This is a genomic window from Flagellimonas baculiformis (assembly GCF_033441575.1).
Taxonomy (GTDB): domain Bacteria; phylum Bacteroidota; class Bacteroidia; order Flavobacteriales; family Flavobacteriaceae; genus Flagellimonas; species Flagellimonas baculiformis.
Map to the genome: position 1 here is coordinate 15,796 of NZ_JAUZVW010000004.1, position 26,373 is coordinate 42,168.

At 45.8% G+C, this 26,373-nt stretch carries 25 protein-coding genes; 16 read left to right on the forward strand and 9 right to left on the reverse strand.

The window, feature by feature from the left end:
- Nucleotides 1-455: 455 nt before the first annotated feature.
- Genes hutG through hutH form a run of 4 tightly spaced genes read right to left on the reverse strand, consistent with a single transcriptional unit; the run spans nucleotide 456 to nucleotide 6,249 of the window.
- On the reverse strand, nucleotides 456-1,427 hold the full coding sequence (hutG, locus tag SD450_RS06775; protein ID WP_318343874.1) for a formimidoylglutamase: 972 nt from the start codon (nucleotides 1,425-1,427) through the stop codon (nucleotides 456-458).
- Between the two features lie 4 nt (nucleotides 1,428-1,431).
- Nucleotides 1,432-3,435 carry a urocanate hydratase gene (locus SD450_RS06780; RefSeq protein ID WP_318343875.1) on the reverse strand — a complete coding sequence of 668 codons (2,004 nt, stop codon included), beginning with the start codon at nucleotides 3,433-3,435 and terminating at the stop codon, nucleotides 1,432-1,434.
- Between the two features lie 2 nt (nucleotides 3,436-3,437).
- Nucleotides 3,438-4,670, reverse strand: coding sequence for an imidazolonepropionase (hutI, locus tag SD450_RS06785; RefSeq protein ID WP_318343876.1), 1,233 nt, complete (start codon nucleotides 4,668-4,670; stop codon nucleotides 3,438-3,440).
- Nucleotide 4,671: 1 nt separating this feature from the next.
- Nucleotides 4,672-6,249, reverse strand: coding sequence for a histidine ammonia-lyase (hutH, locus tag SD450_RS06790; protein WP_318343877.1), 1,578 nt, complete (start codon nucleotides 6,247-6,249; stop codon nucleotides 4,672-4,674).
- Nucleotides 6,250-6,324: 75 nt separating this feature from the next.
- On the opposite strand from hutH, the gene SD450_RS06795 reads away from it, so the two are divergent.
- Entirely contained in the window at nucleotides 6,325-7,212 is an 888-nt protein-coding gene (locus tag SD450_RS06795) for a LysR family transcriptional regulator (protein WP_318343878.1), read from the forward strand.
- A 161-nt stretch (nucleotides 7,213-7,373) separates the two neighbouring features.
- Entirely contained in the window at nucleotides 7,374-7,928 is a 555-nt protein-coding gene (locus SD450_RS06800) for a nitroreductase family protein (protein WP_318343879.1), read from the forward strand.
- Here the strand turns inward: SD450_RS06800 and SD450_RS06805 are convergent.
- Nucleotides 7,925-8,437 (reverse strand): DUF456 domain-containing protein, encoded by a 513-nt coding sequence (locus tag SD450_RS06805; RefSeq protein WP_318343880.1) that lies wholly within the window; start codon nucleotides 8,435-8,437, stop codon nucleotides 7,925-7,927. The two genes, SD450_RS06800 and SD450_RS06805, sit on opposite strands and share 4 nt — an antisense overlap.
- A 118-nt stretch (nucleotides 8,438-8,555) precedes the next feature.
- Here SD450_RS06805 and SD450_RS06810 point away from each other — a divergent pair, with 118 nt between their 5' ends.
- From SD450_RS06810 to hemW, 8 genes are all read left to right on the forward strand, one after another.
- On the forward strand, nucleotides 8,556-8,990 hold the full coding sequence (locus SD450_RS06810) for a hypothetical protein (RefSeq protein WP_318343881.1): 435 nt from the start codon (nucleotides 8,556-8,558) through the stop codon (nucleotides 8,988-8,990).
- A gap of 166 nt (nucleotides 8,991-9,156) precedes the next feature.
- Nucleotides 9,157-11,385, forward strand: a complete 2,229-nt coding sequence (locus tag SD450_RS06815; protein ID WP_318343882.1) for a TonB-dependent receptor — start codon at nucleotides 9,157-9,159, stop codon at nucleotides 11,383-11,385.
- A 388-nt stretch (nucleotides 11,386-11,773) separates the two neighbouring features.
- On the forward strand, nucleotides 11,774-12,136 hold the full coding sequence (locus SD450_RS06820; protein WP_318343883.1) for a BlaI/MecI/CopY family transcriptional regulator: 363 nt from the start codon (nucleotides 11,774-11,776) through the stop codon (nucleotides 12,134-12,136).
- Nucleotides 12,133-14,049, forward strand: a complete 1,917-nt coding sequence (locus SD450_RS06825) for a TonB family protein (protein WP_318343884.1) — start codon at nucleotides 12,133-12,135, stop codon at nucleotides 14,047-14,049. The genes SD450_RS06820 and SD450_RS06825 overlap by 4 nt, the downstream gene beginning before the upstream one ends.
- A gap of 23 nt (nucleotides 14,050-14,072) precedes the next feature.
- The gene (locus SD450_RS06830; RefSeq protein ID WP_318343885.1) at nucleotides 14,073-15,221 is read left to right on the forward strand and encodes a tetratricopeptide repeat protein; all 1,149 of its coding nucleotides are present in this window, start codon (nucleotides 14,073-14,075) and stop codon (nucleotides 15,219-15,221) included.
- Between the two features lie 44 nt (nucleotides 15,222-15,265).
- Nucleotides 15,266-15,745: a hypothetical protein gene (locus SD450_RS06835; protein ID WP_108425009.1), complete on the forward strand. Its 480-nt coding sequence runs from the start codon at nucleotides 15,266-15,268 to the stop codon at nucleotides 15,743-15,745.
- A gap of 3 nt (nucleotides 15,746-15,748) precedes the next feature.
- The gene (ruvC, locus tag SD450_RS06840) at nucleotides 15,749-16,300 is read left to right on the forward strand and encodes a crossover junction endodeoxyribonuclease RuvC (protein ID WP_318343886.1); all 552 of its coding nucleotides are present in this window, start codon (nucleotides 15,749-15,751) and stop codon (nucleotides 16,298-16,300) included.
- A 3-nt stretch (nucleotides 16,301-16,303) separates the two neighbouring features.
- The gene (gene hemW, locus SD450_RS06845) at nucleotides 16,304-17,431 is read left to right on the forward strand and encodes a radical SAM family heme chaperone HemW (protein ID WP_318343887.1); all 1,128 of its coding nucleotides are present in this window, start codon (nucleotides 16,304-16,306) and stop codon (nucleotides 17,429-17,431) included.
- Nucleotides 17,432-17,477: 46 nt separating this feature from the next.
- Here the strand turns inward: hemW and SD450_RS06850 are convergent, their stop codons facing one another.
- On the reverse strand, nucleotides 17,478-17,966 hold the full coding sequence (locus SD450_RS06850; RefSeq protein ID WP_318343888.1) for a hypothetical protein: 489 nt from the start codon (nucleotides 17,964-17,966) through the stop codon (nucleotides 17,478-17,480).
- 152 nt (nucleotides 17,967-18,118) lie between these two features.
- Between SD450_RS06850 and SD450_RS06855 the strand changes: the two genes are divergently transcribed.
- The 6 genes from SD450_RS06855 to SD450_RS06880 are packed head-to-tail and all read left to right on the forward strand — an operon-like array spanning nucleotide 18,119 to nucleotide 22,379.
- Entirely contained in the window at nucleotides 18,119-18,871 is a 753-nt protein-coding gene (locus SD450_RS06855; protein WP_318343889.1) for a cyclase family protein, read from the forward strand.
- A complete protein-coding gene (locus SD450_RS06860) occupies nucleotides 18,868-19,227 on the forward strand; it encodes a DUF4260 domain-containing protein (protein WP_318343890.1) in 360 nt (119 codons plus the stop codon). The genes SD450_RS06855 and SD450_RS06860 overlap by 4 nt, the downstream gene beginning before the upstream one ends.
- Nucleotides 19,220-19,843 (forward strand): DUF4230 domain-containing protein, encoded by a 624-nt coding sequence (locus SD450_RS06865; RefSeq protein WP_318343891.1) that lies wholly within the window; start codon nucleotides 19,220-19,222, stop codon nucleotides 19,841-19,843. Before SD450_RS06860 ends, SD450_RS06865 begins: the two co-directional genes overlap by 8 nt.
- A gap of 3 nt (nucleotides 19,844-19,846) precedes the next feature.
- A complete protein-coding gene (locus SD450_RS06870; protein ID WP_318343892.1) occupies nucleotides 19,847-20,242 on the forward strand; it encodes a Dabb family protein in 396 nt (131 codons plus the stop codon).
- Nucleotides 20,243-20,244: 2 nt separating this feature from the next.
- The gene (locus tag SD450_RS06875; protein WP_318343893.1) at nucleotides 20,245-20,604 is read left to right on the forward strand and encodes an MmcQ/YjbR family DNA-binding protein; all 360 of its coding nucleotides are present in this window, start codon (nucleotides 20,245-20,247) and stop codon (nucleotides 20,602-20,604) included.
- Nucleotides 20,605-20,609: 5 nt separating this feature from the next.
- Nucleotides 20,610-22,379, forward strand: coding sequence for a MutS-related protein (locus SD450_RS06880; RefSeq protein ID WP_318343894.1), 1,770 nt, complete (start codon nucleotides 20,610-20,612; stop codon nucleotides 22,377-22,379).
- A 216-nt stretch (nucleotides 22,380-22,595) separates the two neighbouring features.
- Here SD450_RS06880 and SD450_RS06885 read toward each other — a convergent pair whose 3' ends face one another.
- From SD450_RS06885 to SD450_RS06895, 3 genes are all read right to left on the reverse strand, one after another.
- Nucleotides 22,596-23,006: a hypothetical protein gene (locus SD450_RS06885; RefSeq protein ID WP_318343895.1), complete on the reverse strand. Its 411-nt coding sequence runs from the start codon at nucleotides 23,004-23,006 to the stop codon at nucleotides 22,596-22,598.
- A gap of 262 nt (nucleotides 23,007-23,268) precedes the next feature.
- The gene (locus SD450_RS06890) at nucleotides 23,269-24,369 is read right to left on the reverse strand and encodes a DUF4407 domain-containing protein (protein WP_318343896.1); all 1,101 of its coding nucleotides are present in this window, start codon (nucleotides 24,367-24,369) and stop codon (nucleotides 23,269-23,271) included.
- Between the two features lie 109 nt (nucleotides 24,370-24,478).
- Nucleotides 24,479-26,371 (reverse strand): M56 family metallopeptidase, encoded by a 1,893-nt coding sequence (locus SD450_RS06895; protein WP_318343897.1) that lies wholly within the window; start codon nucleotides 26,369-26,371, stop codon nucleotides 24,479-24,481.
- Between the last annotated feature and the right edge of the window lie 2 nt (nucleotides 26,372-26,373).

Genomic DNA, 26,373 nt, shown 5'->3' on the forward strand with positions numbered 1-26,373 from the left:
ATGAAAGGCTTTCCTTTTGGAAGGCTTTTTTTGTTTGCGAAACCCAATCTTGAACTTAATTCAAAATTGTTGGTTGAACAAATTCTGCTGCAGCGCGGAATCTTTTCCAAATGGATTGTGAAAGTTATCAGGGTGAGCTGTCATCCTGAGCGCAGTCGAAGGAGCGGTTGAGAGGCGACATATGTAGATTAATGGGAATTAGTGCCATTCCTGCCTGCCGCAGGCGGGCGTGTCAAACCTGTATGTCATGAATGTTCACCGTGTAGATTCTTCGCTGCGCTCAGAATGACAAAGAGATTTCTCAATCGTCGCTGCGTTCCTCATTTCGAAATGACAAACTACTCTTTTTATTGTTTTGTACTGAAATTATAGATTTCCTTATTGTCATTTCGAACCGAATACCGATAATTATCGGGAGAGTGTGAGAAATCCCAGAATGACGATTCAAGGTAATATCAACTCCCCGAAACGGCATGCGCCACATGGTGTACCAAAGAAGCGGCCAGCTTAGCCGTTTGCCCATCAATGTCATATTTGGGGTTCATCTCGGCGATATCCAGACTGATCAGTTTTCCCGAAGCAATAATGGTCTTCAGGCATTCCAAAACAATGTGTGGGGTAAAACCCATGGGCGAGGCAGCGCTCACCCCAGGCGCAAAGGCCGATGAAAATCCATCCAAATCGATGGTGACGTACACCTGGTCCACATTTTTGGTAAAGGCATTGATGAAGGTAGTGATCTCTTGCAAAAAGGTAGGCTGAAACGTTTCGCACATCACATAAATAACGTTGAGGTCCTTCGCCGTTTCAAAAAGATGGCGGTCGTTGGCATCTTTTCGGATGCCCAGACAGAGGTAATTGAAATCGATGCCTTCTTTCTGGCAATCTTGGACAATCTGATAAAATGGGGTGCCCGAATTGGCCTGTTCCGTATTTTTCCGAAGGTCGAAATGCGCGTCAAAATTAATGATGCCGATGGTCTGGCCTTCTTTTTTTGCATCCAGATAGGTTTTGATGCCACGGTAATGTCCATAGGCCATGTCGTGTCCGCCACCCAGTAGAATGGGGAATTGTTTTCTCTCCAACAGCGTGGCCACGGCGTCGGCAAGTTGGTTTTGGGCAGACTCCATATCGCCCTCGACACAAACAATGGATCCCGCATCGTGCAACAGCACATTGCTCCCCAAATGGTTGGGCATCTTTCCAAAACTACTTTTGATGGCATCCGGACCATCCACGGCCCCGACCCGACCTTGATTGCGGCCTACACCTTCATCACAGGCATAGCCCAATAGGGTGATGGATTTTTTTTGGGCTTCGGGAATTTCGGTCAAGGGGGTGCAATGCACTTTTTCGTGGAGGTACAGCCATTTGTTGGAAATACGTCCGGTCCAGAGATTCGATTTGGGGGGCTCGTAGTGTTTCATTGTTTTAAAAAAGGTCGTCCAGTATATTTGGGTCCACTAGACTTGGTAAAGTTACCCTTAAATTTGGAGTACGGTCCATTTCTCGTTGAATGGCAAACAAGGCTTCTTTGTTGCGGGCCCAACTTCTTCGGGAAATGCCATTGTTCACATCGTAGAACAACATCTTTTTCAATCGGTCGGACGCTTCTTTGGAACCATCAAGTACCAAACCAAACCCTCCATTGATGACTTCACCCCAACCTACGCCGCCGCCATTGTGGATGGATACCCAGGTGGCTCCCCTAAAACTGTCGCCGATCACATTATGGATGGCCATGTCCGCCGTGAACTTGCTGCCGTCATAAATATTGCTGGTCTCCCTAAAGGGAGAATCGGTTCCGCTTACATCGTGGTGGTCCCGACCCAAAACCACGGGAGCACTGATCTCGCCCTTGGCAATGGCCGTATTGAAGGCATCGGCGATCTTGCTTCGTCCCTCGGCATCGGCATAAAGGATACGGGCCTGTGAACCCACTACCAATTTGTTCTGTTCCGCTTCGGATATCCATTTGATGTTGTCCTGCATCTGTTGTTGGATTTCCTCCGGGGCCTCAGCCATGATTTCTTTCATAATCTCCAACGCAATGGCATCGGTCTTTTGAAGATCCTTTGGGTCGCCAGAAGTGCATACCCATCGGAAAGGTCCAAAACCATAATCAAAACACATGGGCCCCAAAATATCCTGCACATAGGACGGGTATCTAAAATCGATGTTGTTCTCGGCCATCACATCGCCACCGGCACGGGAAACTTCCAACAAAAAGGCATTCCCGTAATCAAAAAAGTAGGTGCCTTTAGCGGTGTGTTTGTTGATGGCATTGATCTGTCTGCGGAGGGATTCCTGTACTTTTTTCTTAAACGCTTCGGGATTTTCGACCATCAAGACATTCGCTTCGTCAAACGAAAGCCCAACTGGATAATACCCTCCGGCCCAAGGATTGTGCAAGGAAGTCTGATCGGAACCCAGGTGCACAAAAATGCCCTCTTCATAAAAATGTTCCCAAACATCCACCACATTTCCAATGTAAGCCAATGATACGGTCTCTTGGTTGACAATGGCCTCTTTTACACGGACCATCAATAATTGAAGGTCCACCAAAAGTTCATCCACCCAACCTTGTTCATGTCGTTTTTTGGCCGCTTCGGGATTCACTTCGGCACAAACGGTAATACAGCCAGCAATGTTTCCCGCTTTGGGTTGCGCCCCGCTCATGCCACCCAATCCAGCGGTCAGGAACACTTTCCCCTTTGGGGAATCGTTCTTGCCCAATACTTTTCGGAAGGCGTTCATCACGGTAATGGCTGTTCCGTGTACAATACCTTGTGGACCGATGTACATGTAGGAACCAGCGGTCATTTGTCCGTATTGCGTAACGCCCAAAGCGTTGAATTTTTCCCAGTCGTCTGGTTTGGAGTAGTTGGGAATCATCATGCCGTTGGTGACCACCACCCTTGGGGCTTCTTTGGATGATGGGAACAGTCCCATCGGATGCCCGGAATACATGTGAAGAGTTTGCTCCTCCGTCATGGTCGCCAAATATTTCATGGTCAACAGGTACTGCGCCCAATTCTGAAAAACGGCCCCGTTGCCTCCATACGTGATGAGTTCCTCGGGATGTTGAGCCACGGCTGGGTCCAGATTGTTCTGGATCATGAGCATGATGGCCGCCGCCTGATGGGTTTTGGCAGGATATTCCGAAATAGGCCGGGCATACATTTTATATTCCGGTTTAAAGCGATGCATGTAGATCCTACCATACATTTTTAGCTCATCGGCGAATTCATGGGCGAGTTCCGCATGCCATGCTTTTGGAAAATAACGCAACGCGTTTTGCACGGCCAGTTTCTTCTCTTCTTTGGAGAGGATGTCTTTTCGTTTGGGTGCAGAGTTCCCGTTTTTGGGATATGGCTTTTTTGAGGGAAGCTGTTCTGGGATCCCCTGTAATATTTGTCGCTGAAATTCAGTCATGATCAATCGTTTTGATGGATGGGTTCTCCTTTTTTCCAAACTTCACTGGGTTTCATTTGCCCTTGATAATAGGTAATATCTTGGTAATTATCCGTTGGGAAAACGACGAAATCGGCCCAAGTCCCGGTCTCCAGTTTCCCCCTATCTGCCAAACGTAATGCTGCTGCGGACCTAAACGTGATGCCTGACAATACTTCAGTGTTGGACAGTTTTTCGAACGTGCCCAAAATGCTGGCCTGGGTCAATAGGTCGCCCATGGGAGCAGAACCCGGATTATGATCGCTGGCGATGGACAATGCCCCACCGGCATCCAAAATCCGTCGGGCCGGGGTGTAGGCACAACCCAAACCAAGCGAAGCACCGGGCAATGTCGTGGCGATGGTTTCGCTTTTTGCCAAAAGCTGTATTTCCTTTTCGGTGCTGGCTTCCAAATGGTCGGCGCTCACGGCTCCAAATTCTACCGCAACCTCGCTTCCACCCGTAGTGAATTGGTCGGCATGCACGGTAATGTCAAATCCCATGACCTTCGCTTTTTGGAAATAAGGTTTGATCTCTTCAGGGGAAAAGGCACTTTCCTCCACAAAGGCATCAATGCGATGGGCCAGATTTTCGGCTTTCAGGATGGGAAAAAGGGTCGTACTTATTTCTTCGAGATATTCGGTCTGATGGTTCCAGTCCTTGGGTTTCATGTGGGCTGCCAAGCAAGTCGGAACCAATGTGGCCGCTACCTTTTCATTGGCCTGTTTGATGGCACGAAGCATTTTCAGCTCTTCATCCACAGAAAGACCGTACCCACTTTTCACCTCTAGGGTGGTAATGCCGTTCCTAAGGTGTGTTTTACTTCTGGAAACGATTCCAGCAACCAATTCCTCTTGGGTGGCTTTTCGGGTCTGGGTCACCGTGTCCCAAATGCCACCGCCGGCCTTGGCAATTTCCAAATAGGACTTTCCGGCATTTCTGAACGCATAATCCCGAGCGCGATTTCCTGCAAAGCAGATATGGGTGTGGGAGTCCACAAATCCTGGCAGGCATACATTTTTACCTTCAATGTGATGGATATCGACTTCGTTTGATTTCAAGTCATTAAAAATGCCGATGGCCACAATTTTTCCTTCGGAAACCACAATGCCCCCGTTTTCAATGATGGGCAATTGATCGTCCTTCAAAGCTCCTTTCAAGGGCAAACCTGTCATGGGCAATAATTGTGAAAAGGGTCCGATTAAAAGTGGTTTCATATTAGTAAGTTTCAAATTCATCAAGATGTGGTGCATCCCACTTCAGTTGTTTTTCATCCATCACACGGTCCACCAAATCAATGATCTCGTGGTTTTGGATGATGTCGATTCCTTTCTCAATATCATCCGCAAATACCCTGTCGTGCTCGGCAAATGCGACTTTAGTTCTTAGAAAAGTATGGATTTCGTCCAGCACGATTCCCGATTTTAAAGGTTTTCGGTACTCGAACGCTTGGGCAGCCGTCAACAGTTCAATGGCCAATATTTTCTCCACATTTTCAATGATCTGTAATGCTTTTCGTCCACTGATGGAACCCATGCTCACATGGTCCTCTTGCCCCAAGGATGTGGGGATGCTATCCGCACTGGCAGGGAAACAAAGGCTTTTGTTCTCACTGGCCAAGGCAGCCGTAGTGTATTGAAGGATCATATAACCGGAATTGATCCCGGTGTCCTTCATCAATAATTTGGGAACTCCTGGACTATTGCCTTCCAACGCTAGGTAAATGCGACGGTCTGAAATATTTCCGATTTCCGATGCGGCCAAAGCGGCATAATCCAAAGCCATGGCCAAAGGCTGACCGTGAAAATTTCCTCCGCTGATGGTGAGTTCATCATCGATAATGACTGGGTTGTCGGTTACGGAATTCAATTCGATTTCCAACAATTCCTTTAGATGCAACCATGTATTTCGTGATGCTCCGTGCACCTGTGGAATGCAACGAAGGGAGTAGGGGTCTTGTACCCGTTCGCAATCGATGTGATCCTCCAAGATTTCAGAACCTTGCAACAAGGTGCGGATTCTGCCCGCCACATGTTGGTTGCCCTTAAAAGGGCGGAGCAGGTGCAATTCCTCATGAAAGGGTTTCAAAGATCCTTGTAGTCCCTCGATCATCATGGTCCCGATGATATCCGCATGTTTTAGGCAATGCTGTAGTTTATGGAGCACTAGCACCCCATGGGCGGCAATGAATTGTGTGCCGTTGATCAAGGCCAGTCCTTCTTTGGGTCCCAATTCCAATGGTTGTAATCCGGTTTTTTGGAAAAGTTCCTGGGTAGTGATGGTCTTTCCTTGGTATTCCACTTTGCCCAATCCAATCAATGGAAGGAACAAATGTGATAATGGCGCCAAATCGCCCGAAGCGCCTACAGAACCTTGACTTGGAACGATTGGAATCGCATCATGTTCCAAATGCCAAAGCATCCGTTGCAAAGTAGTTTCTGCAATGCCCGAAAAGCCTTTGGCCAAAGCATGGATCTTTAGGATCAGCATGATCTTGGCCAACGGGTTGGCAATGGGTGTACCCACACCAACACTATGACTCTGCAGTATATTGGATTGAAGGATTTTGGTGTCTTCCTTCGAGATTTTGGTGTTGCACAAGGGACCAAATCCCGTATTGATGCCGTACACAATGTGGCCTTTTTCCACAATGCGTTGCACCCTTTGGTGACTGGCATTGACTTTTGCGAGGCAGCTGTCGGATAAAATTCCTTTCACGGTACCCTCGGCCAGACCAAGGGTCAAACCTGCGGTCAAGTGGTCTTCACCATATTGAAATGTCTTGATTTGCGACATGGGATATCTTTTGATATAAAATTAGCGCTTGCACATGATAATTACCAATACTTATTTTTGTATTATTTAATAAGTATGAATTATCAAATAGAGCTCCGACATTTCATCTACTTTTTGGCCGTGGCCGAAGAATTGCACTATCGGAAAGCGGCTGAAAAGCTATTTATTTCGCAGCCGGGACTGAGTACCCAAATAAAGCAGATGGAGGAAATCTTGGAAACCCAACTTTTTGTGAGGGATAAAAAGAAGGTGCGATTGACCCCGGCTGGAGAGTTTCTGAAAAAGGAAGTTGAATTCATCCTGAACCATCTGGATCAGACCAAAAAACAATTGAAACTGATCGGACATGGCCATATGGGGGAAGTGCGGATTGGATTTTTGGGATCGGCCATGCAAAATGTGGTCCCTGAACTTTTGGTAGGATTGAAGGAAAAATACCCCTTGATACACACCACTTTGGAAGAATTGTCCAATCGTGCACAGATCAATGCCATTCTTTCCGATCGGTTGGATCTTGGTTTTGTGCGGATGTCGAGAGTGCCCAAAGGTTTGGAAGTAAAACCTGTTTTTGAAGATACGTTTTCATTGGTATTGCCCAAGGACCATCCCATCAATGAGAACAATTTTGATAGTATTGATCAATTGGTCCATGAGGATTTTATCCTTTTCTCCCAAGATTATAGCCCTGAGTACTACGATACGGTGTTGAGTATTTGTGAGGACAGCGGTTTTGTACCGAAAGTGTCGCACAAATCGGTTCATGCGCAGACCATTTTTAAGTTGGTGGAGAACAAGTTGGGGATTGCCATTGTCCCCACCACATTACAATATGGTTTTCAGATGGAGGTAAAGTTCATCGAGATGAAACAAATCAAGCAAAGGGCGGTATTGTCCATGGTATGGAAAGCCGACAACCGCAATCCGGCTTTAAAAAAGTGTATGGATTTGCTCTTGAAATTATGACGACATCTTTTTGGAGACTACCTTTGAATTTGTCAATTCGATTGATTTTTAAGCGAAGCGAAGAAAATAGTATCGAGAATTACAGACAAATTCGGTTCTCGATACTTTTCCTAAAGGAAAAACTCGAACCGACGTATTATTTACTATCTAATTTTATGAGTATGATTTTTGATCTTATAGCGAAAAGAAGGAGCATTTTTCCTGTTCAATACAACGATAAACCCATTGCCAAGGAAGATTTGGAAAAAATTTTGGAAGCGGCCAATTGGGCCCCGACCCACAAGAAGACTGAGCCTTGGCGTTTTAAGGTGCTGACAGGCCAAAAAAAGGATGAAATGGGTGTGTTCCTTTCCGAAAAATATCAGGAAGTGGACCCCAAGCCAAAACAGGTCACCATCAATAAATTACAGGAGAACCCTGCGCGTTCCGCAGCGGTGATCGCTATCTGCATGCAGCGGGATCCCAAAGAAAGTCTGCCCGAATGGGAAGAAATTGCCGCAACGGCCATGGCGGTGCAAAATATGTGGCTGTGCTGCACGGAATTGGGCATTGGCAGTTATTGGTCTTCGCCCGGACTCATCAAGTTTATGGGAGAATTCTTCGACCTGAACGAAGGTGAAAAATGTTTGGGCTTTTTCTATATGGGCTATTTTGATGGTGAGGTGATTCCATCCGAAAGAACACCCATCGCTGAAAAAGTGGAGTGGCTCCACTAAGAAAAGGAGAATAGGTCACCAGCGTATTTCACGGCAATGTACACGTAGAAAATAGCATAGACGATGGTCAGCATCAATTTCATAAAGGTGCCTGTCAAAAAACCCAAAAAAGAACCAAAAGCCGCCTTCAGGGCGGTTTTTTGTTTGGCCTTGTTCAGCAATTCACCTACCAAAGCCCCGATAAAGGGCCAAATGATGATTCCGAATGGACCAAAAATCGGAACAAAAATGGCGACGAGCAAGCCTACAACGGTACCCCACATACCTGCTTTGCTGCCCCCGAAGCGTTTGGTGCCCATGGCCGGGATCACATAGTCCAAAACGGTGATGGTCAGGGCGATCACCAGGGTGATGCCAAGTACCCACCAGTTGTCGGGCACGGCTTTCGTCAAATAGAGCAACAGCAATCCGACCCAACTCAAGGGAGGACCGGGCAACACGGGCAAAAAACTGCCCAAGATGCCTATCAGCATCAGCACAAACCCCAAAATCAACAAGACGATGTCCATGGTTTTCTTTTCCTGTTAGACAAATGTAGCCGAGAAATGTTACAAACAAATGAAATATAGCCCGTCACTTTAAAATTTCGTGAGTAGATTTGGACCCAATAGTCAATAGCTTTTGAAAGTGGCCCAAACATATCGGACATCAAGGTTTGCCCAAATGGCATGTGCCCTGCTCTGTGCCTTTTATGTCTTCGGGATTTTCAACAGCCTCTTGTTGGAAGGAATGCACGAGGTATCGCACTTCTGGGGCCCCAAAACGCATCAACATAGCTTTTTTGCCGACCACGAAGCGGTGGACTACTCATCCTTGGAAGCCATGGCCGGGCATTCCCACGAAGCCCTTGAAGCGTTGAAAGCGTTGTTGGAGGGCAATCAGCCGGATGACCAACAATCCTCGGATGAAGTCCAACTTAAATTGGACAAACACTTCGTTGATGAAACTGGGATGGTATTTGAAATCATTCCAACACCAATTGCAAATGACCATTGGGTGCGCCCAAATAATTTCTTTTCGTGGTTCCAAGGCGTGACCACGCCCCCTCCCCAATGTAGCTGAATCAATCTTAGCGGATTTACCGGATGAGTTCTGAAATCGTCACCCTGAACTTGTTTCAGGGTCACATTATGTATGCTGAAACTAGTTTGGCATGACATTCAGGTGGGCTTATCTGATGTGCCTAACAGAGGCTTTTCTTTTACAAATCAAATTTAAATACAACGACATGAAATATTTTATGACGGCATTGTGCATGCTGTTCATGGGCATTGCTGCCGCACAAAACATCAAGGGAAAACTGGTTGACGAAGCAGGTTCCCCACTGGAAGACGCCGGGATTTTCAACAAGACCAGTGGCCAACACAGCCACACCGACGGGACAGGACATTTTGTGCTGGACAGGACCTCGGTGAGCGATACTTTGTATTTTTCACGATTGGGATATGCCACGGTGACCCGAGTGGTGAGTGCTTCCGACCTTGAGAATCCATTGACGATTGTGCTCCAAGAAAGTTCCATTTCCTTGGACCAAGTGGTTTTGGTGTCCGAAGTGGATGCCCTGAGCAGAGTAGTGGATGTGGATGTGAAAACCAACCCAGTGAAATCTTCCCAGGAGATCTTGAGAAAAGTGCCAGGTCTGATCATTGGACAACATGCTGGAGGAGGAAAGGCCGAGCAGATTTTTTTGCGGGGCTTTGATGTGGATCATGGGACCGACGTGGCCATCAGTGTGGACGGAATGCCGGTGAACATGGTTTCGCATGCCCACGGGCAGGGCTATGCCGACCTTCACTTTGTGATTCCGGAGACCATCGAGAATGTCAACTTTGGAAAAGGACCTTATTATGCGGAACAGGGCAATTTCAATACGGCCGGTTATGTTGACCTAAAGCTGAGAAAAAGCTTGGACAAGAGCATGCTGTCCACCGAAGTGGGCCAATTTGGCACCAGAAGGTTTATGGGCATGCTCAATGTGATGGACAGCGAGAACAGCAATGCGTATCTGGCCTCCGAGCTGTATTTGACGGATGGTCCGTTCGAGTCACCGCAAAACTTCAATCGCATCAACATTTTGGGAAGATACCGATATGCCCTGCCCGGCGATCAGGAGTTCTTGTTGACCGCTTCGCATTTTTCCAGCAAATGGGATGCATCCGGCCAAATACCCCAACGTGCCGTGGACCAAGGACTGATCGGTCGCTTTGGCGCGATTGACGATACTGAGGGTGGCCAAACCAGCAGGACCAATTTCGTCCTGAACCACAATAAGAACTTGGGTACGGGCAAATCGCTCAATACCATGGCCTTTGTATCACATTACGATTTTGAGCTCTATTCCAATTTTACCTTTTTCTTGGAAGACCCGGTGAATGGAGATCAGATCAAACAGTTTGAAGACCGATTGATGGCCGGCGGAAGAACCGTTTTTCAAGACAATGCGGCCCGTCTCGGCGGGTTGGACTTCAAATACAATGCGGGGATGGGTTTCCGGTACGATAATGTGGACGACAACCAATTGTCCCACACCTTGAATCGGCAGGAGCTTCTGGAGCGCATGGCCTATGGCGATGTGGACGAGGTGAACGGCTATGCGTTTGCCGGAGCGGCCTTCAAATCAGGAAAATTTACCTTTGAACCTGCTGTTCGTCTGGACTATTTCCGGTTCGATTACATCAACAAGATGAGCGAGCTGTACGATAGCAGCAGCGAGGAAAAGGTAGCCTTCAGTCCCAAGTTCAACACCATTTACAGCCCCACGGAAAAGACACAATTCTTCTTGAAAGCGGGTATCGGGTTTCACTCCAATGACACTCGGGTCGTGGTTGCCAACAATGGGGAGGATATCCTGCCCGCTGCCTATGGCGTGGATTTGGGGACCATCATCAAACCTGTGGACAAATTGGTGTTGAATGCCACTTTGTGGACCTTGTTCTTGGATCAGGAGTTTGTGTATGTGGGTGATGCGGCCATTGTGGAGCCCAGCGGGAAGACCCGCAGAATGGGTCTTGAAGTTGGGGCGAGGTACCAACCTTTGGATTGGCTTTACCTCTATACCGATGCCAATTATACCCATGCCCGGAGCACTGAGGAGGCCGATGGGGAAGATTATATTCCCTTGGCCCCCGATTTTACCATGGTAGGCGGAATAACGCTGGGCAATGGCAATCAAGGCTTTTCCGGTGGTATCAATTATCGGTATATTGATGATAGACCGGCCAATGAGGACAACTCCATCGTGGCCGAAGGCTATTTGGTCACCGATGCCACCCTCAACTACAGTCTGAAGAATTGGACGTTTGGGCTGATTGTGGAAAACCTGTTCGATACGGAATGGAACGAGACCCAGTTTGCTACTGAAAGCCGTTTGTTCAATGAGCCCACTTCTTTTGAGGAAATCCATTTTACATCGGGAACCCCATTCTATTTAAGAGGAAAGGTTACGGTTACTTTTTAACTAATGTCAGTTCGAGTGATTTTTCTTTGGAAAAATCGTATCGAGAATCAGAATTTCAAGGCCAAAACGGATTAGCTACGCTGAATCTTCGAATTCTCGATACAAAATTCCTACGGAATTTCACTCGAATTGACAGTTTTGGCAATTGTCACATTGAGCGCAGTCGAGATGCTTTGGTGATTTGTTTCTGAATGAGGTCTCGCATCTCGACCTGGTATCTAGGGTTCAACATTCTGATTTTTAGTGAAAAGTAGAATTGAAGTCAAACAATTATCCGCCAGAAAACCACACTGGCGGATTTTTTTATCCATTTTTTCAACTAAAAAATTAGTTTAAACTAAATATTTAGTTATATTTGTTTTGTGTTGAACTAAAAAGTTAGTTGAAAATGAAACAGCTCACCAAAGCAGAAGAAGAGGTAATGCAATTGCTCTGGGAATTGAAAAAGGCCAATGTGGCCGCAATTCTGGAGGAATTGTCCGAACCCAAACCAGCCTATAATACGGTTTCCACCATTGTCAGGATATTGGAAGACAAAGGTTTTGTGTCCCACGAGAAGGTAGGGAAGGGCCATGTGTACTTTCCTTTGATGAAAAGGGAAGAGTACAGCAACCAACGTTTGAACACTTTGGTCGATGGGTATTTCCAAGGTTCCTTTACCAGCATGGTGTCCTTTTTTATGAAGAAGAACGACATCAGCCTGAAAGAATTGGAAGAGATCATGAAGAACATCAAAAACGAGGAAAAATGATAGTCTATATCTTGGAAACACTCGTCTTTCAGTTGGTCTTTTTGTTGACCTACGACCTCTTTCTAAAGAAAGAAACCTTTTTCCAATGGAACAGGTGCTACCTCTTGGCCACTTTTTTGCTGTCGTTGGTGTTGCCCTGGGTCAAGTTGGAAATGCTACGGACCAGCATGCCACAGGAGTTGGGAGGTGTCACCGTCTTTTTGACGCAATTGGATGGGGTGGTCTTGACCCCACAGGGACCTGAATCGAATTTCTGGAACACATGGCCATGGTATTATTGGGTATTGGGTGTGGGAAGCATCGTGTCCGCCCTTTGGTTTGGGTATAAACTGTTGCAGATCTTAAAATTGAAGCGCCAGGGGATGGTGGTCAGGTACCCCGATTTTGTAAAGGTCACCGTACAAAGAAGCAGTTTGGCCTTTTCCTTCTTCCGGAACATTTTTATGGGGGCCGAGATCCAAAAGGAAAAAGAGGCCAAGATCATTGCCCACGAACTGGTGCATGTAAAACAGAAACACACCTTGGACCTGCTCTTTTTTGAGTTGGCCCGGATTGTGTTCTGGTTCAATCCCTTGGTCTATGTGTATCAGGCCCGTGTGGCCGAACTGCACGAGTTCATTGCCGATGCGCATGCGGTGAAGGACAACAAAAGGGAGCATTTTGAAATGTTGTTGTCCGAAGCGTTCAAGACGCAGCACATCAGTTTTGTGAACCAATTTTTCAATAAATCATTAATCAAAAAACGAATAGTCATGTTACAAAAAAAGAGATCAAAAGCCATTTGGCAGTTGAAGTATGGATTGTTGCTGCCCTTGGTTTTGGGGATGTTGGTTTATACTTCGTGCGAAGTAAATAAGGATCATAACATGACAGAAATGGGCGAAGGAGTATCATTACAGTCCGAAAATGAAATTCCATTTGGTGTTGTGGACGAAGTCCCCATTTTTCCAGGCTGCGAAGATGCTGTGGATAGAAAAGCCTGTTTTCAAGAAAAGATGCAGGAACACATCCGTAAGAATTTCCGTTATCCCCCAGAGGCCCAAGAAATGGGTGTCCAAGGGAGGGTGAGTGCTATCTTCACCATTGATGCAGATGGGGCAATTACTGATATTGGAATGAGGGGTCCTCATGAACTTTTGGAAAAAGAAACAGAAAGGATCATTTCTAGATTGCCTCAAATGGAGCCAGGAAAGCATGAGGGAAGAAATGTGAAAGTTCCCTTTTCTATCCCTATCACCTTCCGACTTCAAGGGAATGTGGAAAATGTGACCACTCCGCAAAAGGGAGGAATAGGAGTGCCTTTTGCAGTTGTGGAAGAAGTGCCCGTTTTTCCAGGCTGTGAGGATGCCGCGGACAAAAAAGCATGTTTTAGAGAAAAAGTTCAGGACCACATTCGCAAACATTTCAGGTATCCCCAAGTGGCCCAAGAGCAGGGCATCCAAGGCCGGGTAAGTGTGATTTTCACTATCGGGGAGGATGGGACCATTGCGGACATTCGCAAACGGGGACCACATGAATTGTTGGAGAATGAAGCAGTTCGCATCATAGAACGTTTGCCCCAAATGCAACCTGGAAAACAAAAAGGCAGGGTGGTCGAAGTTCCTTTTGCCATACCCATTACCTTTAAATTGGCTGGAAAAACGAGTGGAACATCGGATGCAACGCGCCAAGCCAAAGATTATATACAAGTGGCCGGAGGATTGCATCAGGGCAATGGCTCCAGTTATTATAAAGGCAAGGTCACGGACAGCGAATCATTCAATCTTCCCGGGGTGAACATATCCGTCCAAGGCACTGAAAAAGGCGTTGTCACAGATTTTGATGGCAATTTTGCCATTGCGGTCGAAGAAGGTCAAGTTTTGAGTTTTCAATACAAGGGACTGCCAACAAAAACAATCGAAGTAACCCTATAGCAATGTCATTGGAAATAGAGTAGATGATGGGAATAAAATCCATTTGGTATAGCTGTTTGATTTTGTTTTCATTCCAAGCCGGTGCACAGTCATCGGCTTTGCCCGTTGCCGACAGTCTGTATGCCTTGGGGAACTATACTGCGGCCATCAATGCCTATGCGAAGCAGAACAACACGGCATCGTCCCTCCAGATAGCCCGGGCCTACAACGCCATTGGGAATTACGATAAGGCCATTGTCCAGTACCAGGAAACGCTGGGCATGGACCCCAACTTGGACATTGCCCGTTTCGAATTGGGCAAATTGCTCCTCAAGACCAAAAAATACGACTTGGCGCTGGCCAATGTCGATGTGTTGGTCTCCAAAGAACAGGAAAATCCTGAATACTACTATTACTTGGGCAGGGTATGGGAATCCTTGAACAACCAAAAAAAGGCAGATGAGGCCTTTAGAAATGCCGTTCAACAAGATAGTACCCATTTGCGGAGCCTCTATTCGTTGGCCAGATCTTTTGCATCGAAAAAAGAAAAAGATTCCGTGCTCAAATATGTGGATATGGGCCTTCGGTTTTATGAAGACGATGTTTCCATGATCAATTTGAAAGCACTGGCCTTTTTCAACAACGGACAGTTTGGGATGGCCATTCCCCATTTTGAAAGATTGTTGGAACTTGGAGAGGAGGAGCCTTTTGTTTATAATAAGCTGGCCCATTCTTATTTGCGGGACTTGGAGTTGGAAAAGGCCCAAAAAACCTATCATGAACTCAAGAAATTTCCAGAGTATTTGGCGTATGCCTACTCTGGCCTTGGGGAGGTGTTCCTAAAGGAACAACAATTGGATAGTGCCCAATACTATATCCAAAAATCCATAGAGGAGCGCACCGTGTCCTTTGACAAGGAATATGCCGACCTTGGCCGCATTGCGCGCATACAAGGAAAGACCAAAACAGCACTGGACCTCTACACCAAGGCCTGGGAAGAGAACAAGGACAATCCATACAATTATTACCAAGTCTGTATCTTGGCGGACGAGTACTACAAAGACACCAAAACAAAGTTGGGATATTATGAAAGGTTATTGGGCATGTACCCCGATTTGGTCCCTTTCATAGCCGAGCGTGTGCAAAAGCGCATATCGGAGATCAAGGAGGAAATACACTACGCGGGCAACTGATTTCTTCAAAATATTGTAATTTCAGCCAAATTATAGGGGCTGCCATGCAAAAGTATGTTTTGTGGATCATTTTTATGGGATTGTTCGTTTCCTGCGAGCTGTTCGAGTCCAAGGAGGACAAGACCCAAAAACTGGTCAATGAGGAACTTATGGCCATTGATTGGAACGATGTGGACCAATACCCCCTTTTTGATAGCTGTGACGAAACGGCGACCAAGGAAGCGCAACGGGAATGCTTCCAGAACGTGATGGCCGACTATTTTTCCGAAGCCTTGGCAGGGCTCCAGTTCCAAGTGGACAGCGACCTGAACGACACTGTGTACATCGATTTCATGATAGACGAACATGGTTTCATATCCGTAATCAACGTGGAGGAAAAAACAGCTGTGCTCAATGAGATCTCAGATTTCAACACCAAGATATCCGAGCGGTTGAACGACCTGACCACCGTGGCGCCCGCCCTGAAAAGAGGGAATCCGGTGGGCCTTCGGTTCAGGCTGCCATTGGTACTAAACACCCATTAGAATTTGGCTACAGAAAAGATCATATTGGGAATAGACCCCGGAACGACCGTTATGGGTTTTGGCATCATCAAAGTGGTGAACAAGCAGATGCACTTTGTGCAGATGAACGAGCTGATGCTGAAAAAGTATGACGATCCCTATATCAAGCTCAAACTCATTTTTGAGCGGACCTTGGAACTTATCGATACCTACCACCCCGATGAGATTGCCATAGAGGCGCCATTTTATGGGAAAAACGTACAATCCATGCTGAAACTGGGCCGTGCGCAGGGCGTGGCCATGGCGGCCGGGCTCTCCAGACAGGTGCCCATTACCGAGTACATGCCGAAGAAAATCAAGATGTCCATCACCGGCAATGGTAATGCCAGCAAGGAGCAAGTGGCCAAAATGCTACAAAGTGTACTGAAACTGAAAACTTTGCCCAAAAACTTGGACAGCACCGATGGACTGGCCGCAGCCGTTTGTCATTTTTACAACGAGGGGAAGGTGGAACTCGGCAAAAGCTATACAGGTTGGGAGGCGTTCATCAAACAGAATCCGGACAAACTTCGTTAAAATATGGCTGGCGTTTACATTCACGTGCCCTTTTGCAAACAAGCTTGCCATTACTGCGATTTTCATTTTTCCACCCAAATGAAGAAGAAGGATGCGATGGTGGATGCCTTGGTGAGGGAAATGGAACTGCGTAAAAGTGAGTTGGGCGATGAGGTTGTCGAGACCATTTATTTTGGTGGGGGCACCCCTTCGGTTTTGGATTTGAAGGAATTGGAACGCTTGATCCAAGCCGTGTATGACCATTACAAAGTAATGGACCATCCAGAAATCACCTTGGAAGCCAATCCGGATGACTTGTCCAGTGATCGAATCATCCAACTATCCAAAAGTCCAATCAACCGTCTCAGCATCGGCATCCAATCTTTTTTTGAGGAAGATCTGAGGTTGATGAACCGTGCCCACAATGCCCAAGAGGCCGAACATTGTATTGAGGAAGCCGTGAAGCATTTTGATAACATCACCATCGACCTGATCTATGGCATTCCGGGGATGGGCCATGACCGTTGGAAGGCGAACATCCAAAAAGCCTTGGATTTCGGATTGCCCCATATTTCCAGCTACGCCTTAACGGTGGAACCCAAAACCGCACTGGAAAAATTGATACAAAAAGGAACAGTGCCCCAAGTGGATGACGGTCAAGCGCAGGAGCAGTTCCATATGTTGGTGGACTTGTTGGAAGAACAGGGTTTTGTGAACTATGAAATCTCCAACTTTGGGAAACCGGGCTATTTTTCCCAAAACAATACCGCCTATTGGCAGGGCAAGAAATATTTGGGCATTGGTCCGTCCGCCCATTCCTACGATGGACATTCCCGCACGTGGAACATCCGCAACAACTCCATCTACATCAAACAGATACAACAAGGGGTCTTGCCCAGTGAAAGGGAAACCTTGACCATGACCGACCATTACAACGAATATGTGATGACGGGCCTCCGAACCATTTGGGGCGTTTCCAAGGAGAAGATTGCCAAGGAATTTGGACGGGACTACGCGAACTATTTGGAGCACCAATCGGAAAAATTCATCAATCAGCAATTGCTTTTTTGGGAAGATGGTATTTTACGCACCACCAAGCAAGGCAAGTTTTTGGCGGATGGGATTGCGGCAGATTTGTTTTTGTTGGAATAGTATTAGGTAGTCCCATCTTTAAGCAGTAATGAGGGAAACACCGGTGTTAGCTTTTGTTTTTTATATAAGCTCCAAATATATACCCATTAGTATAAGATAGAAGATAAGAAACATTCTTAAAATACTCAATAATATCATTTTTATTAAGATTTATATTTTGGTGTTTCTTACCATGCAATTTGATTATTCGCTTATATAATTTTTCTAGATTTTCTCTTTCTAAAACCAATTTATGAGCATAGTCGTTTCTGATTTTATTTAATTCTTTTAAGATTTCAATAATTTCAGTTGGTAAATCTCCGAATTCTTCAGCGAGAAAAATCTTCTTCGAATATGTCATGTTCTGGTTGAACATATTTAAATTACCAGATTTAGATATTGATTCAATGTAACAGTTTAATGTAAACTCACTGATGACATGAGCTTTTAGAATAATATTCTCTTCAATATTCTGTTCCAAACCTATATTTTTAGCCATGAAATCAGCTGAAAAGGTTGTGAATTGTTCAATTGAATAGTCTCGAATTTTTTTCATAATAAAAGTTAACGTTAAAAGATATGATTCGTCATATCGACCACAAGTCCTGCACAATAAGTGAAGTTACAGGATTTTATTCAAAAGTTCTGGCTGGCATATATTGCATTTCTCAACGGAAATGAGTTTATTACTGCAACAAGTCCAATTACATGATTGCAACCCTAAAACATAATTCCAGAAACTATACCATAGACCTGTCCAAACCCCTTGACATTTCCATTGCCCTGCACGGTGGCGACAAAAATGTGAACGCTTGGTACTTGGGGCCACCCAAAATGGAACCCCATACCGAAGATGGATTTGTGGGCAAGGTCACGGAAGGGGCCTCCACCAATTTCAACGATGTATGGTTCAATCCGCATTCGCATGTGACCCACACGGAATGTTTGGGCCACATCACCGAAGGGTTCCATTCCATCAACCAAAAACTAAAAAAGTTCTTCTTTTTGGCCGAAGTGATCACCGTGGCCCCCGAACTTGAGGGCGATGACTTTGTCATTTCCGAAAAACAATTGAAATACGCCTTGGGCAACAAAAAAAGGGAGGCGGTGGTCATCCGTACCCTGCCCAACACCAAGGGGAAACGTTCCCGAAATTATTCCGATACCAATCCGCCCTATCTGCTGGAAGAGGCTGTGAACTTTTTGGTGAAAAAAGGGGTGGACCACTTGCTGATCGACCTGCCTTCGGTGGACAAGGAACGGGATGGCGGCGCACTTTTGTGCCATAATGCCTTTTGGAACATGAAAGGAAAACCTCGGGAAAAGGCCACCATCACGGAACTGATCTATGTGCCGAACAAAGTGAAGGACGGCACCTATTTTTTAAACCTTCAGGTGGCCCCTTTTGAAAACGATGCCAGCCCCAGTCGCCCCGTACTCTATAAAATTGAGGAAAAATGAAGACCGTTCTAAAATTGGAGGAAATCCTCATGTTCGTGTTGGGCATTTATCTGTTCAACCAATTGGACTATGCGTGGTGGTGGTTTTTGGTCCTGATCTTGGCGCCGGACATAGGCATGTTGGGCTATCTTTTGGGCAATAGGGCAGGGGCCTTTACCTACAATTTGTTCCACCACAAAGGAATGGCGATCATCATATACCTCTTGGGGAGCTACTTTTCAATACCTTTATGCCAGTTGGTCGGCGTGATCCTGTTCTCGCACTCCGCATTGGACAGGGCCATGGGCTATGGATTAAAATATGACAAAGGATTTAAGTTTACCCACTTGGGGGAAATAGGCAAAGACAATGGGTGAAGTATTCGATACCGTTCTGGGACTGATCTTGGGGGCCATATTGATGTATTGGTTCTTTTCCCTTTTTCGTAAAAAAAGGAGGAAGGAAATTACCGAGCACCAGTCCACCGTACTGCTGGACAAGATCAGGAGTGTGTGCAAGCTGGTCTCCGTGGAAGGCGATTTTGCCGAGATCTACCACTACGAGAACACCAAGGGCAGCTTTATGAGCCTGTTCAAAAGCAAAAAGAAGGCACTGATCGTGATCAAGGCCAAGGCGCATATTGGGTATGACCTGAGCAAGTTGGACCTAAAGGCGGACACCGAGACCAAACGGATCATCCTAAACCATTTTCCGCAGCCCGAAGTCTTGTCCATTGAGCCCGACCTCCAATTTTACGATATCAAGAACGGGATTTTCAACAGTTTTTCGCCCACGGACCTGACCCAACTCAACCAAGAGGCCAAGCTCCATATCAAAGAAAAAATACCTGAGAGCGGATTGATGGAAACAGCTAGGAAAGAAGCGCTCCAAGCCGTACTTTTGGTGGAAAAGATCGTGGAGACCATCGGGTGGAAGTTGGATTATTCCGCCTTGGAGATTTCAAATAGGGAAAAACAATTTATAGAACAGTAAAAAATGAAAACCAAAATTTTGACCCTGCTCTTGGTAGGGATGATATCAGTTATGAGCAACGCACAGGAATCCGACAAAGCAACTTTTGACCACACCTTTGCCCATGTGGTCTATTTCTGGTTCAAGAACCCCGACAGCCAGGCCGACAGGGCCACTTTTGAGGCTTCGTTGAAGAAGTTTTTGGACAATTCCCAGTACGCCAAGACCAATTTTATCGGCAAACCGCCCAAAGCGATCCGTGATGTGGTGGACGATTCGTTTACGTACTCTTTAATCTTAAGCTTTGAGTCTGCGGAAGACCAAGCGGCCTATCAAACGGAGCCTCCCCATTTGGTCTTTATTGAGGAATGTAAGGATTTGTGGGAGAAGGTCATCGTGTACGATTCCGAAGGCATCTGACCATGGACATTGAAGCGTTCCGTGAACTTTGCTTGGCCAAAAAAGGGGTGACCGAGGAACTTCCCTTTGGTCCGGACACCTTGGTGTTCAAGGTCATGGGGAAAATGTTTGCGCTGATGTCGCTGGATCGCCTTCCGCCACAGTGCAACTTGAAGTGCGACCCGATAAGGGCCGAAGAGTTACGGGAAACCTACGATGGGGACATCGTCCCGGGTTACCACATGAGCAAAACGCACTGGAACACCCTGTTCTTGGAACAATTACCGCCCCAATTGATAGTGGAGTTGACCAACCATTCCTATGATTTGGTGGTATCCGGATTGACCAAAAAGCTCCAACAAGAGCTTCAAAACCTAGGCTGATATCAATGCAGGATTTAAAGGAATTTTACCTCTCTGAAAGGGAAAAACATCAGCAGGCACTTCAAAAGACAAAAAAGCGATTGTCGCTTTTGGCTACACTGCGCCTTTCCGTTTTTGTGGCCTTGGCACTTGCGGGATATTTCCTTTGGGACACCAAAATCGTATTTGTGGCGTTGCCATTGGGGATAGTGCTGTTTCTGTATCTGGTGACAAGTTTCAGTGACGTAAAGCGTCACAAAGCCTACCTGCAAAGACTCATCGACATCAATACGAACGAATTGGAGATCCTGGCCCGGCGGTACCATCATTTGCCGGATGGCAGGGAGTTTTCACGACCGGATCACCCTTATGCACAGGATCTGGATCTTTTCGGAAGAGGCTCTTTTTATCAATACGCAAACCGGACCACCTTGCCGCAAGGACGGGAAGTTTTTTCGGGCCTTTTGCTGGACGGATATCCAAAGGATATTGCCAAAAAACAGGAAGCCATTCAAGAATTGGCAAAGCTACCGGAATGGCGCCAACATTTCTCTTCCTTGGCGGGAGAGACAAAACCCAAAATAGCCCCTAACCTGGTGGCGAACTGGATGAAAAACCACCAACCGTTCACCCCAAAATGGGTTGGGATGGTGACGCCCCTTTTTGCACTGGGTTCCATTCTGTGGATCGTTCTGGCCATTTTGGGCGTGGTGCCCGAAATTTTGGTTTTGGTGTGGTACTTTTTGGGGGTTGGGATCGTAGGGCGACATTCAAAGAAAATCATCAAGTTTGCGACCCATGTGTCCCAGGCCCAGGAAACCATCCAGCAACACCAGCGACTCATCTCGGAACTGGAGGGGCAGACTTTCACTTCGGAGCTTTTGCAAAATCTTCAGAAAAAATTGGAGGTGAAAGGGGAGAAGACCTCCAAAGTATTGAAAAGCTTTGGTCAGCGGATGGATGTTTTTGAACAGCAGAACAACCTTTTGGTGTTGATGTTTGGACAGGGGTTGTTGCTCTGGAGCTTATATTTTGCCCATCGTTTGGAAATTTGGATAGCCAAATATGGGAATGACGTGGAAGAGTGGTTTTCTGCCATGGCCCAGTTCGATGCCTACAACAGTCTGGGTACTTATGCCTTTAACCATCCGGACCATGCCTATCCAGAAATAACCGACGGTCCCATGACCTTGCAAGCCAAAGCGGTGGGCCATCCCTTGGTGGACCCTGAAAAGAACGTGTTGAACGATTTTACCATAGGTAAGGGCCGATTCAGTATCGTGACCGGAGCTAATATGGCTGGGAAAAGTACCTTTCTTCGCGCCGTTTCCCTTCAAATCGTGATGGCCAACATGGGACTGCCCGTTAAGGGGAAAGAGGTAAAATACAGACCTGTTCGACTGTTGACCAGTATGCGTTCCTCGGATTCCCTCACGGATGAAACCTCGTATTTCTATGCCGAGTTGAAACGGTTGAAATACATTGTGGACGAACTGGAAAAAGGGGAATGCTTTGTGGTTCTGGATGAGATCCTCAAAGGCACCAACAGCGTGGACAAGGCCGAGGGTTCCAAAAAATTCGTGGAAAAATTGGTGCGCTCGGGAGCCACTGGTTTGGTTGCCACCCACGATTTGAGCCTATGCACCTTGGCTAATGAACTTTCCCAAGTGGAAAACCATTATTTTGATGCCCAGATCGCAAACGGGGAGCTCTATTTTGACTACCGTTTCAAGGAAGGCATCTGCCAGAACATGAATGCCTCTTTCCTCCTAAAAAAAATGGGAATTGTGGATTAGTACCCCAAATGATTCTTTTTGATTTTCTGCTACAGGGGATGTACGGATGATGTACATGAAGCCAAAAAAAAAGATTATACTTATCGGTTCGTGTATGATTAGTGGCGGGCTTTTCCAACGAAAAATGTCCGACTGGCCTTAAAGATAATTGATTGCAGGAATTTCCAGCTGGAAATTCCGACCGCAATAAGCTATACACAATTTTGTGGCTAGTGTTTATCTTCTTTCATAAAAATAAATCCACTCATTGTCCTGATTTTCTTCTATTAGTCTGTTCCCTTCCAAACGGATTATGCTCACAATAATGGTTCCCGTACCAACTTCCCATCTATTATTCCCAACATTCTCCCACATCAAAGTAGATAAATTCAAATCAGCACATTCTGTTGGCGCATCTCCAGTAGTCCACTTGGCAATCCTTATTCCCTCAGAAGTATATTCATTGAAAATTCGTTCCTCACAGAACGATAATTCCCCTGCTATTCCGGATTTGGTCTCGCGTCCCACAGTCAACCATTCACCAACAATGGCGTCCGGTGAAACTCCTCCGTCATCGCTGCACGCGGTTAACATGATTAGGGGAATTATAAACAGTAAAGTTTTAATATTTGGTTTTGAAAATTTCATTTTTCTCTGATTTTTAATAAGCGAAATCGTATATAGCAATATATCCTTTTGTGTTATGGCGTTAACATTAGTCACAACGTTAAAGATATGATTCGTTTCAATACTTCGGCTGCGCTCAGTACAAAGTGAATGATATCGACCGATACCTGCCTGTCGGCAGACAGGAGTGAAGTTAGGGTTTTTCCGGTTAAAATTTCATCACCAATGGATGAACATCCTTTTTAAATTGATAACGTAGTAAGATAATTGGACTCAAATTTGGCTATAAGCCCTTTACCTGCACATTGTGAAAGGAATCGGCCTGCAAGCGTAGCAGCTCCTCGGCCTTCTTCTTTTTGTATTGGTACAGTTCCTCCTCGTTCTTGATGTCGGCATAGATTTGCTGATTGATTTCCCCATCGGTGGCCAACAGCAGTTTGCGCTGTTCCACTTTTTGGGTCACCCAAGTGGCCACCACACTTTCCTGCTCTTCAAACTTGAAGTCGTATTCCCCTTTGGGAGCCAACAGTTTGGCAATGATGGGGGCCGTTTCGATGGCCAAGAACAACAAAAAGATAAAAAACGAAGGGAACCAGGGCAATTTACCCAAGGCATTGATGCGTGCCATAAGTCCATCAAAACCATCAATAATGGGCTGGGAGTTGGTCACCGCCGAGTTATAATCCGTTTCCAAGGCCGCAATTTGGGCTTCGATGCCCTCTATTTTGTCTGCGTTGGTTTCTTTCAAGGTGTTGAGTTCCGCCAATGCGGCATCGTGTTTGTCGCGTTTTTCCTTATAGACGGGTCCTTTACCCAAAAGTCCGGTTCCGGCAGTACCTTCGGCCTCGGAAATATAGGTGTCGTACAGTGCGTTGGTTTCCGCTTCCTTGGAAGCAATTTCCCCTTTCAGGTTGGCAATGTCCTGGTTGAGGCTTTCAATTTTTGGGGTGTATTGCAGGGCCAACTGCTCCTTGTTGCTCAAGGTCATGCTATTTTTTTCTTCCAGAAGTACTTGATTGATTTCCTTCTCAAAGATTTTCATTTCCAACGGTTTGGAGATGACTACCGCAATGATGATCGCCAAAATGATCCTCGGTGCGGCCTGTAGCAGTTCACTTTTAAAATTGTCCCTCTTTTTGATGGTGGAAACGATGTATCGGTCCAGATTGAAGATCAAAAGTCCCCAGATCAGCCCAAAAAAGATAGAGGTGTAGATATTGTCAAAAACGTTGTAAAGGGCATAACCACTGGCAATGAAGGCCATAACGGCGGTGAAGAATACCGTGGCGCCAATCCCGGCATATTTGTTCTGCTCGCCATTGGAGCAGGTTTTTAGGATTTCAGTATCGGCTCCGGAGCAAAAAATAAAAAAACGTTGTAGCATGTTCGTGTTCTCTTTGATTGATAGGGTATTAGAACGTGATTTTGGAACTATTGTTACATCAAAAGCCCCAATTAAGGGGCTTTTAACATTATTTGGGTTATTTGGATGTCTAGTTTTCTATCTCGATGGGCTCTGTGGAGAGTTTCACGACAGGTTTGCCGCTATCCGTTCCTCTGGTATCGATGTTGATTTTTTTGTTGTTTTCCAAAACCTTGATCGCTTCCTTGGCCGAAATTTCCTTGCCATTATGCATGAAGGTGGCTCCCTTGGCAGCCATTTCCTTGATGTGCTCCAAAGGGGATTTGGGCTCTGGTGGTGGTGGGGGAGCAGGTAGTGCGGAAGTCGGTTCCTGAGTTGGGGCAGCAGTTGTAATAGGTGAAGGCGCCGTAGGCTCTATCGCTGGAACATTTTTAGGAGGTTCTGGGGCATCTGGAGCTGGTGGCGGTGGTGGAAAATTGGGGAAGGGTTCCGCATCTTCCTGTTGTTTTTTGGACATTTTGCCATAGATTTCCTTTAACCGATTCACTTCCTGTTTTTTGATGACCATATGGTTACGGTCCATGGCATTGTACTTTTTGGCCAAGGCGTTGTATTCCTTCATTTCTTCACGGGTGGCGCTGGATTGCATGGAAGTTTCTGGACCTACAATGTTGATGGTGGCGGAGCCATATTCGGTGAGGATTTTATCCACCTGTTGAATCACATTTTTTGGAGTTTGGGCTTCTACTTGTATGACCGAACGGACCACTTTTTTGCGTTGATCAAAGGAAAGATGTTCGTTGACTTTGGAAAGCATTTCTTTTAGATCCTCCAAAGGAACGATGTTGCTTTGAAATAATAACTTACCATTATTATTGATAAAGATTTCAATGAATTCGACCGTTTTTTGGCCTTCTTCTTTTGGAGAACATTCAGGGAAAGGTAGTGCGTTCTCCTTTTGGGTTTCGTCCATTTTCCGATAGATGCGCTCCAATTCCTTCAAATCTTCCAAAGGAATGGTCCTTTGTTCAATGGGGATGGCGTTGTATTTTTTAGCCAATTCATGGTAGGTCTTAAGATCGGATGGTGAGGCTTTTTCATCCAAAGTCAGAACTTTCTCTGTAGGATCCCATTTTTCAATTTGTCGTTTTTCACTAAACCCAAATAACAAAAGGGCCGTAAGCGGAAGCACGAGCAGGCTCCTCAATACAAATGATTTTCTTGATGTGTTTGTTTTCATGACTGTAAACCGTTTTTTGATTGATGAATAATTAATGGCATTGGCAATGCCGGTCGACTGATGCTGTTCAGAACTACCGTGTGATAAGTACGATAGGATGGTATTTTGATAGTGTGAATGGTCATGGTTCCCGTTGATTACCGCCCGGTCCGCCAAAAATTCGTGGTTCAGCTTAATGGACGATTTAAACAAGTAGATAATAGGGTTGAACCATAAAATGACTTGGGCCAATTCAATAAAGAGAATATCCAGACTATGCCGTTGCTTGGCATGGGTTTCTTCATGCAGGAGTACTTCCTGCGGAATGTGTTTTTCCTCAAATTGCCTTTGGTTCAAAAAGATATAATTAAAGAAGGTGTGGGGTGGAAGGGATTGTCTCAACAGCACCCTAGTGATAAAATTTTCCTTAAACTTAGGATTCTTGCGGATGCGTAATGCGATCTGGGTCAGGTTTCTTACAAATCGAAATCCAAATCCGATAACACCCAAAACATAAACTGCCCATAATCCAATTTCCCAATCAAAATAGGACTCTTCTGCAACTACTTGTTCAGTTGTGGTGCTCGGTATCTCCCCAGCAATAGGGGATGCTGAAAGAACTATTTGCTCTGGCACGTCCACATATTCGATAAAGACCACGGCCGGAATCAAAAAGGAAGTAATCAATGCACCCAACAGAAAGAATCGCTTGAATTGGTGTATGCTTTCCTTTTCCAAAATCAGTTTATAAAAGGTTAGGAAAATGGCTAGGCATGCGGTGGATTTTAGAAGGAAAATCAACATGT

What these genes read in the sequence shown, in the direction of transcription:
- hutG (WP_318343874.1), bottom strand. Translation starts at nt 1,427, where the DNA reads ATGAAACACTACGAGCCCCCCAAATCGAATCTCTGGACCGGACGTATT.
- SD450_RS06780 (WP_318343875.1), bottom strand. Translation starts at nt 3,435, where the DNA reads ATGACTGAATTTCAGCGACAAATATTACAGGGGATCCCAGAACAGCTT.
- hutI (WP_318343876.1), bottom strand. Translation starts at nt 4,670, where the DNA reads ATGAAACCACTTTTAATCGGACCCTTTTCACAATTATTGCCCATGACA.
- hutH (WP_318343877.1), bottom strand. Translation starts at nt 6,249, where the DNA reads ATGTCGCAAATCAAGACATTTCAATATGGTGAAGACCACTTGACCGCA.
- SD450_RS06795 (WP_318343878.1), top strand. Translation starts at nt 6,325, where the DNA reads ATGAATTATCAAATAGAGCTCCGACATTTCATCTACTTTTTGGCCGTG.
- SD450_RS06800 (WP_318343879.1), top strand. Translation starts at nt 7,374, where the DNA reads ATGATTTTTGATCTTATAGCGAAAAGAAGGAGCATTTTTCCTGTTCAA.
- SD450_RS06805 (WP_318343880.1), bottom strand. Translation starts at nt 8,437, where the DNA reads ATGGACATCGTCTTGTTGATTTTGGGGTTTGTGCTGATGCTGATAGGC.
- SD450_RS06815 (WP_318343882.1), top strand. Translation starts at nt 9,157, where the DNA reads ATGAAATATTTTATGACGGCATTGTGCATGCTGTTCATGGGCATTGCT.
- SD450_RS06820 (WP_318343883.1), top strand. Translation starts at nt 11,774, where the DNA reads ATGAAACAGCTCACCAAAGCAGAAGAAGAGGTAATGCAATTGCTCTGG.
- SD450_RS06825 (WP_318343884.1), top strand. Translation starts at nt 12,133, where the DNA reads ATGATAGTCTATATCTTGGAAACACTCGTCTTTCAGTTGGTCTTTTTG.
- SD450_RS06830 (WP_318343885.1), top strand. Translation starts at nt 14,073, where the DNA reads ATGATGGGAATAAAATCCATTTGGTATAGCTGTTTGATTTTGTTTTCA.
- SD450_RS06835 (WP_108425009.1), top strand. Translation starts at nt 15,266, where the DNA reads ATGCAAAAGTATGTTTTGTGGATCATTTTTATGGGATTGTTCGTTTCC.
- hemW (WP_318343887.1), top strand. Translation starts at nt 16,304, where the DNA reads ATGGCTGGCGTTTACATTCACGTGCCCTTTTGCAAACAAGCTTGCCAT.
- SD450_RS06850 (WP_318343888.1), bottom strand. Translation starts at nt 17,966, where the DNA reads ATGAAAAAAATTCGAGACTATTCAATTGAACAATTCACAACCTTTTCA.
- SD450_RS06855 (WP_318343889.1), top strand. Translation starts at nt 18,119, where the DNA reads ATGATTGCAACCCTAAAACATAATTCCAGAAACTATACCATAGACCTG.
- SD450_RS06860 (WP_318343890.1), top strand. Translation starts at nt 18,868, where the DNA reads ATGAAGACCGTTCTAAAATTGGAGGAAATCCTCATGTTCGTGTTGGGC.
- SD450_RS06865 (WP_318343891.1), top strand. Translation starts at nt 19,220, where the DNA reads ATGGGTGAAGTATTCGATACCGTTCTGGGACTGATCTTGGGGGCCATA.
- SD450_RS06870 (WP_318343892.1), top strand. Translation starts at nt 19,847, where the DNA reads ATGAAAACCAAAATTTTGACCCTGCTCTTGGTAGGGATGATATCAGTT.
- SD450_RS06875 (WP_318343893.1), top strand. Translation starts at nt 20,245, where the DNA reads ATGGACATTGAAGCGTTCCGTGAACTTTGCTTGGCCAAAAAAGGGGTG.
- SD450_RS06880 (WP_318343894.1), top strand. Translation starts at nt 20,610, where the DNA reads ATGCAGGATTTAAAGGAATTTTACCTCTCTGAAAGGGAAAAACATCAG.
- SD450_RS06885 (WP_318343895.1), bottom strand. Translation starts at nt 23,006, where the DNA reads ATGAAATTTTCAAAACCAAATATTAAAACTTTACTGTTTATAATTCCC.
- SD450_RS06890 (WP_318343896.1), bottom strand. Translation starts at nt 24,369, where the DNA reads ATGCTACAACGTTTTTTTATTTTTTGCTCCGGAGCCGATACTGAAATC.
- SD450_RS06895 (WP_318343897.1), bottom strand. Translation starts at nt 26,371, where the DNA reads ATGTTGATTTTCCTTCTAAAATCCACCGCATGCCTAGCCATTTTCCTA.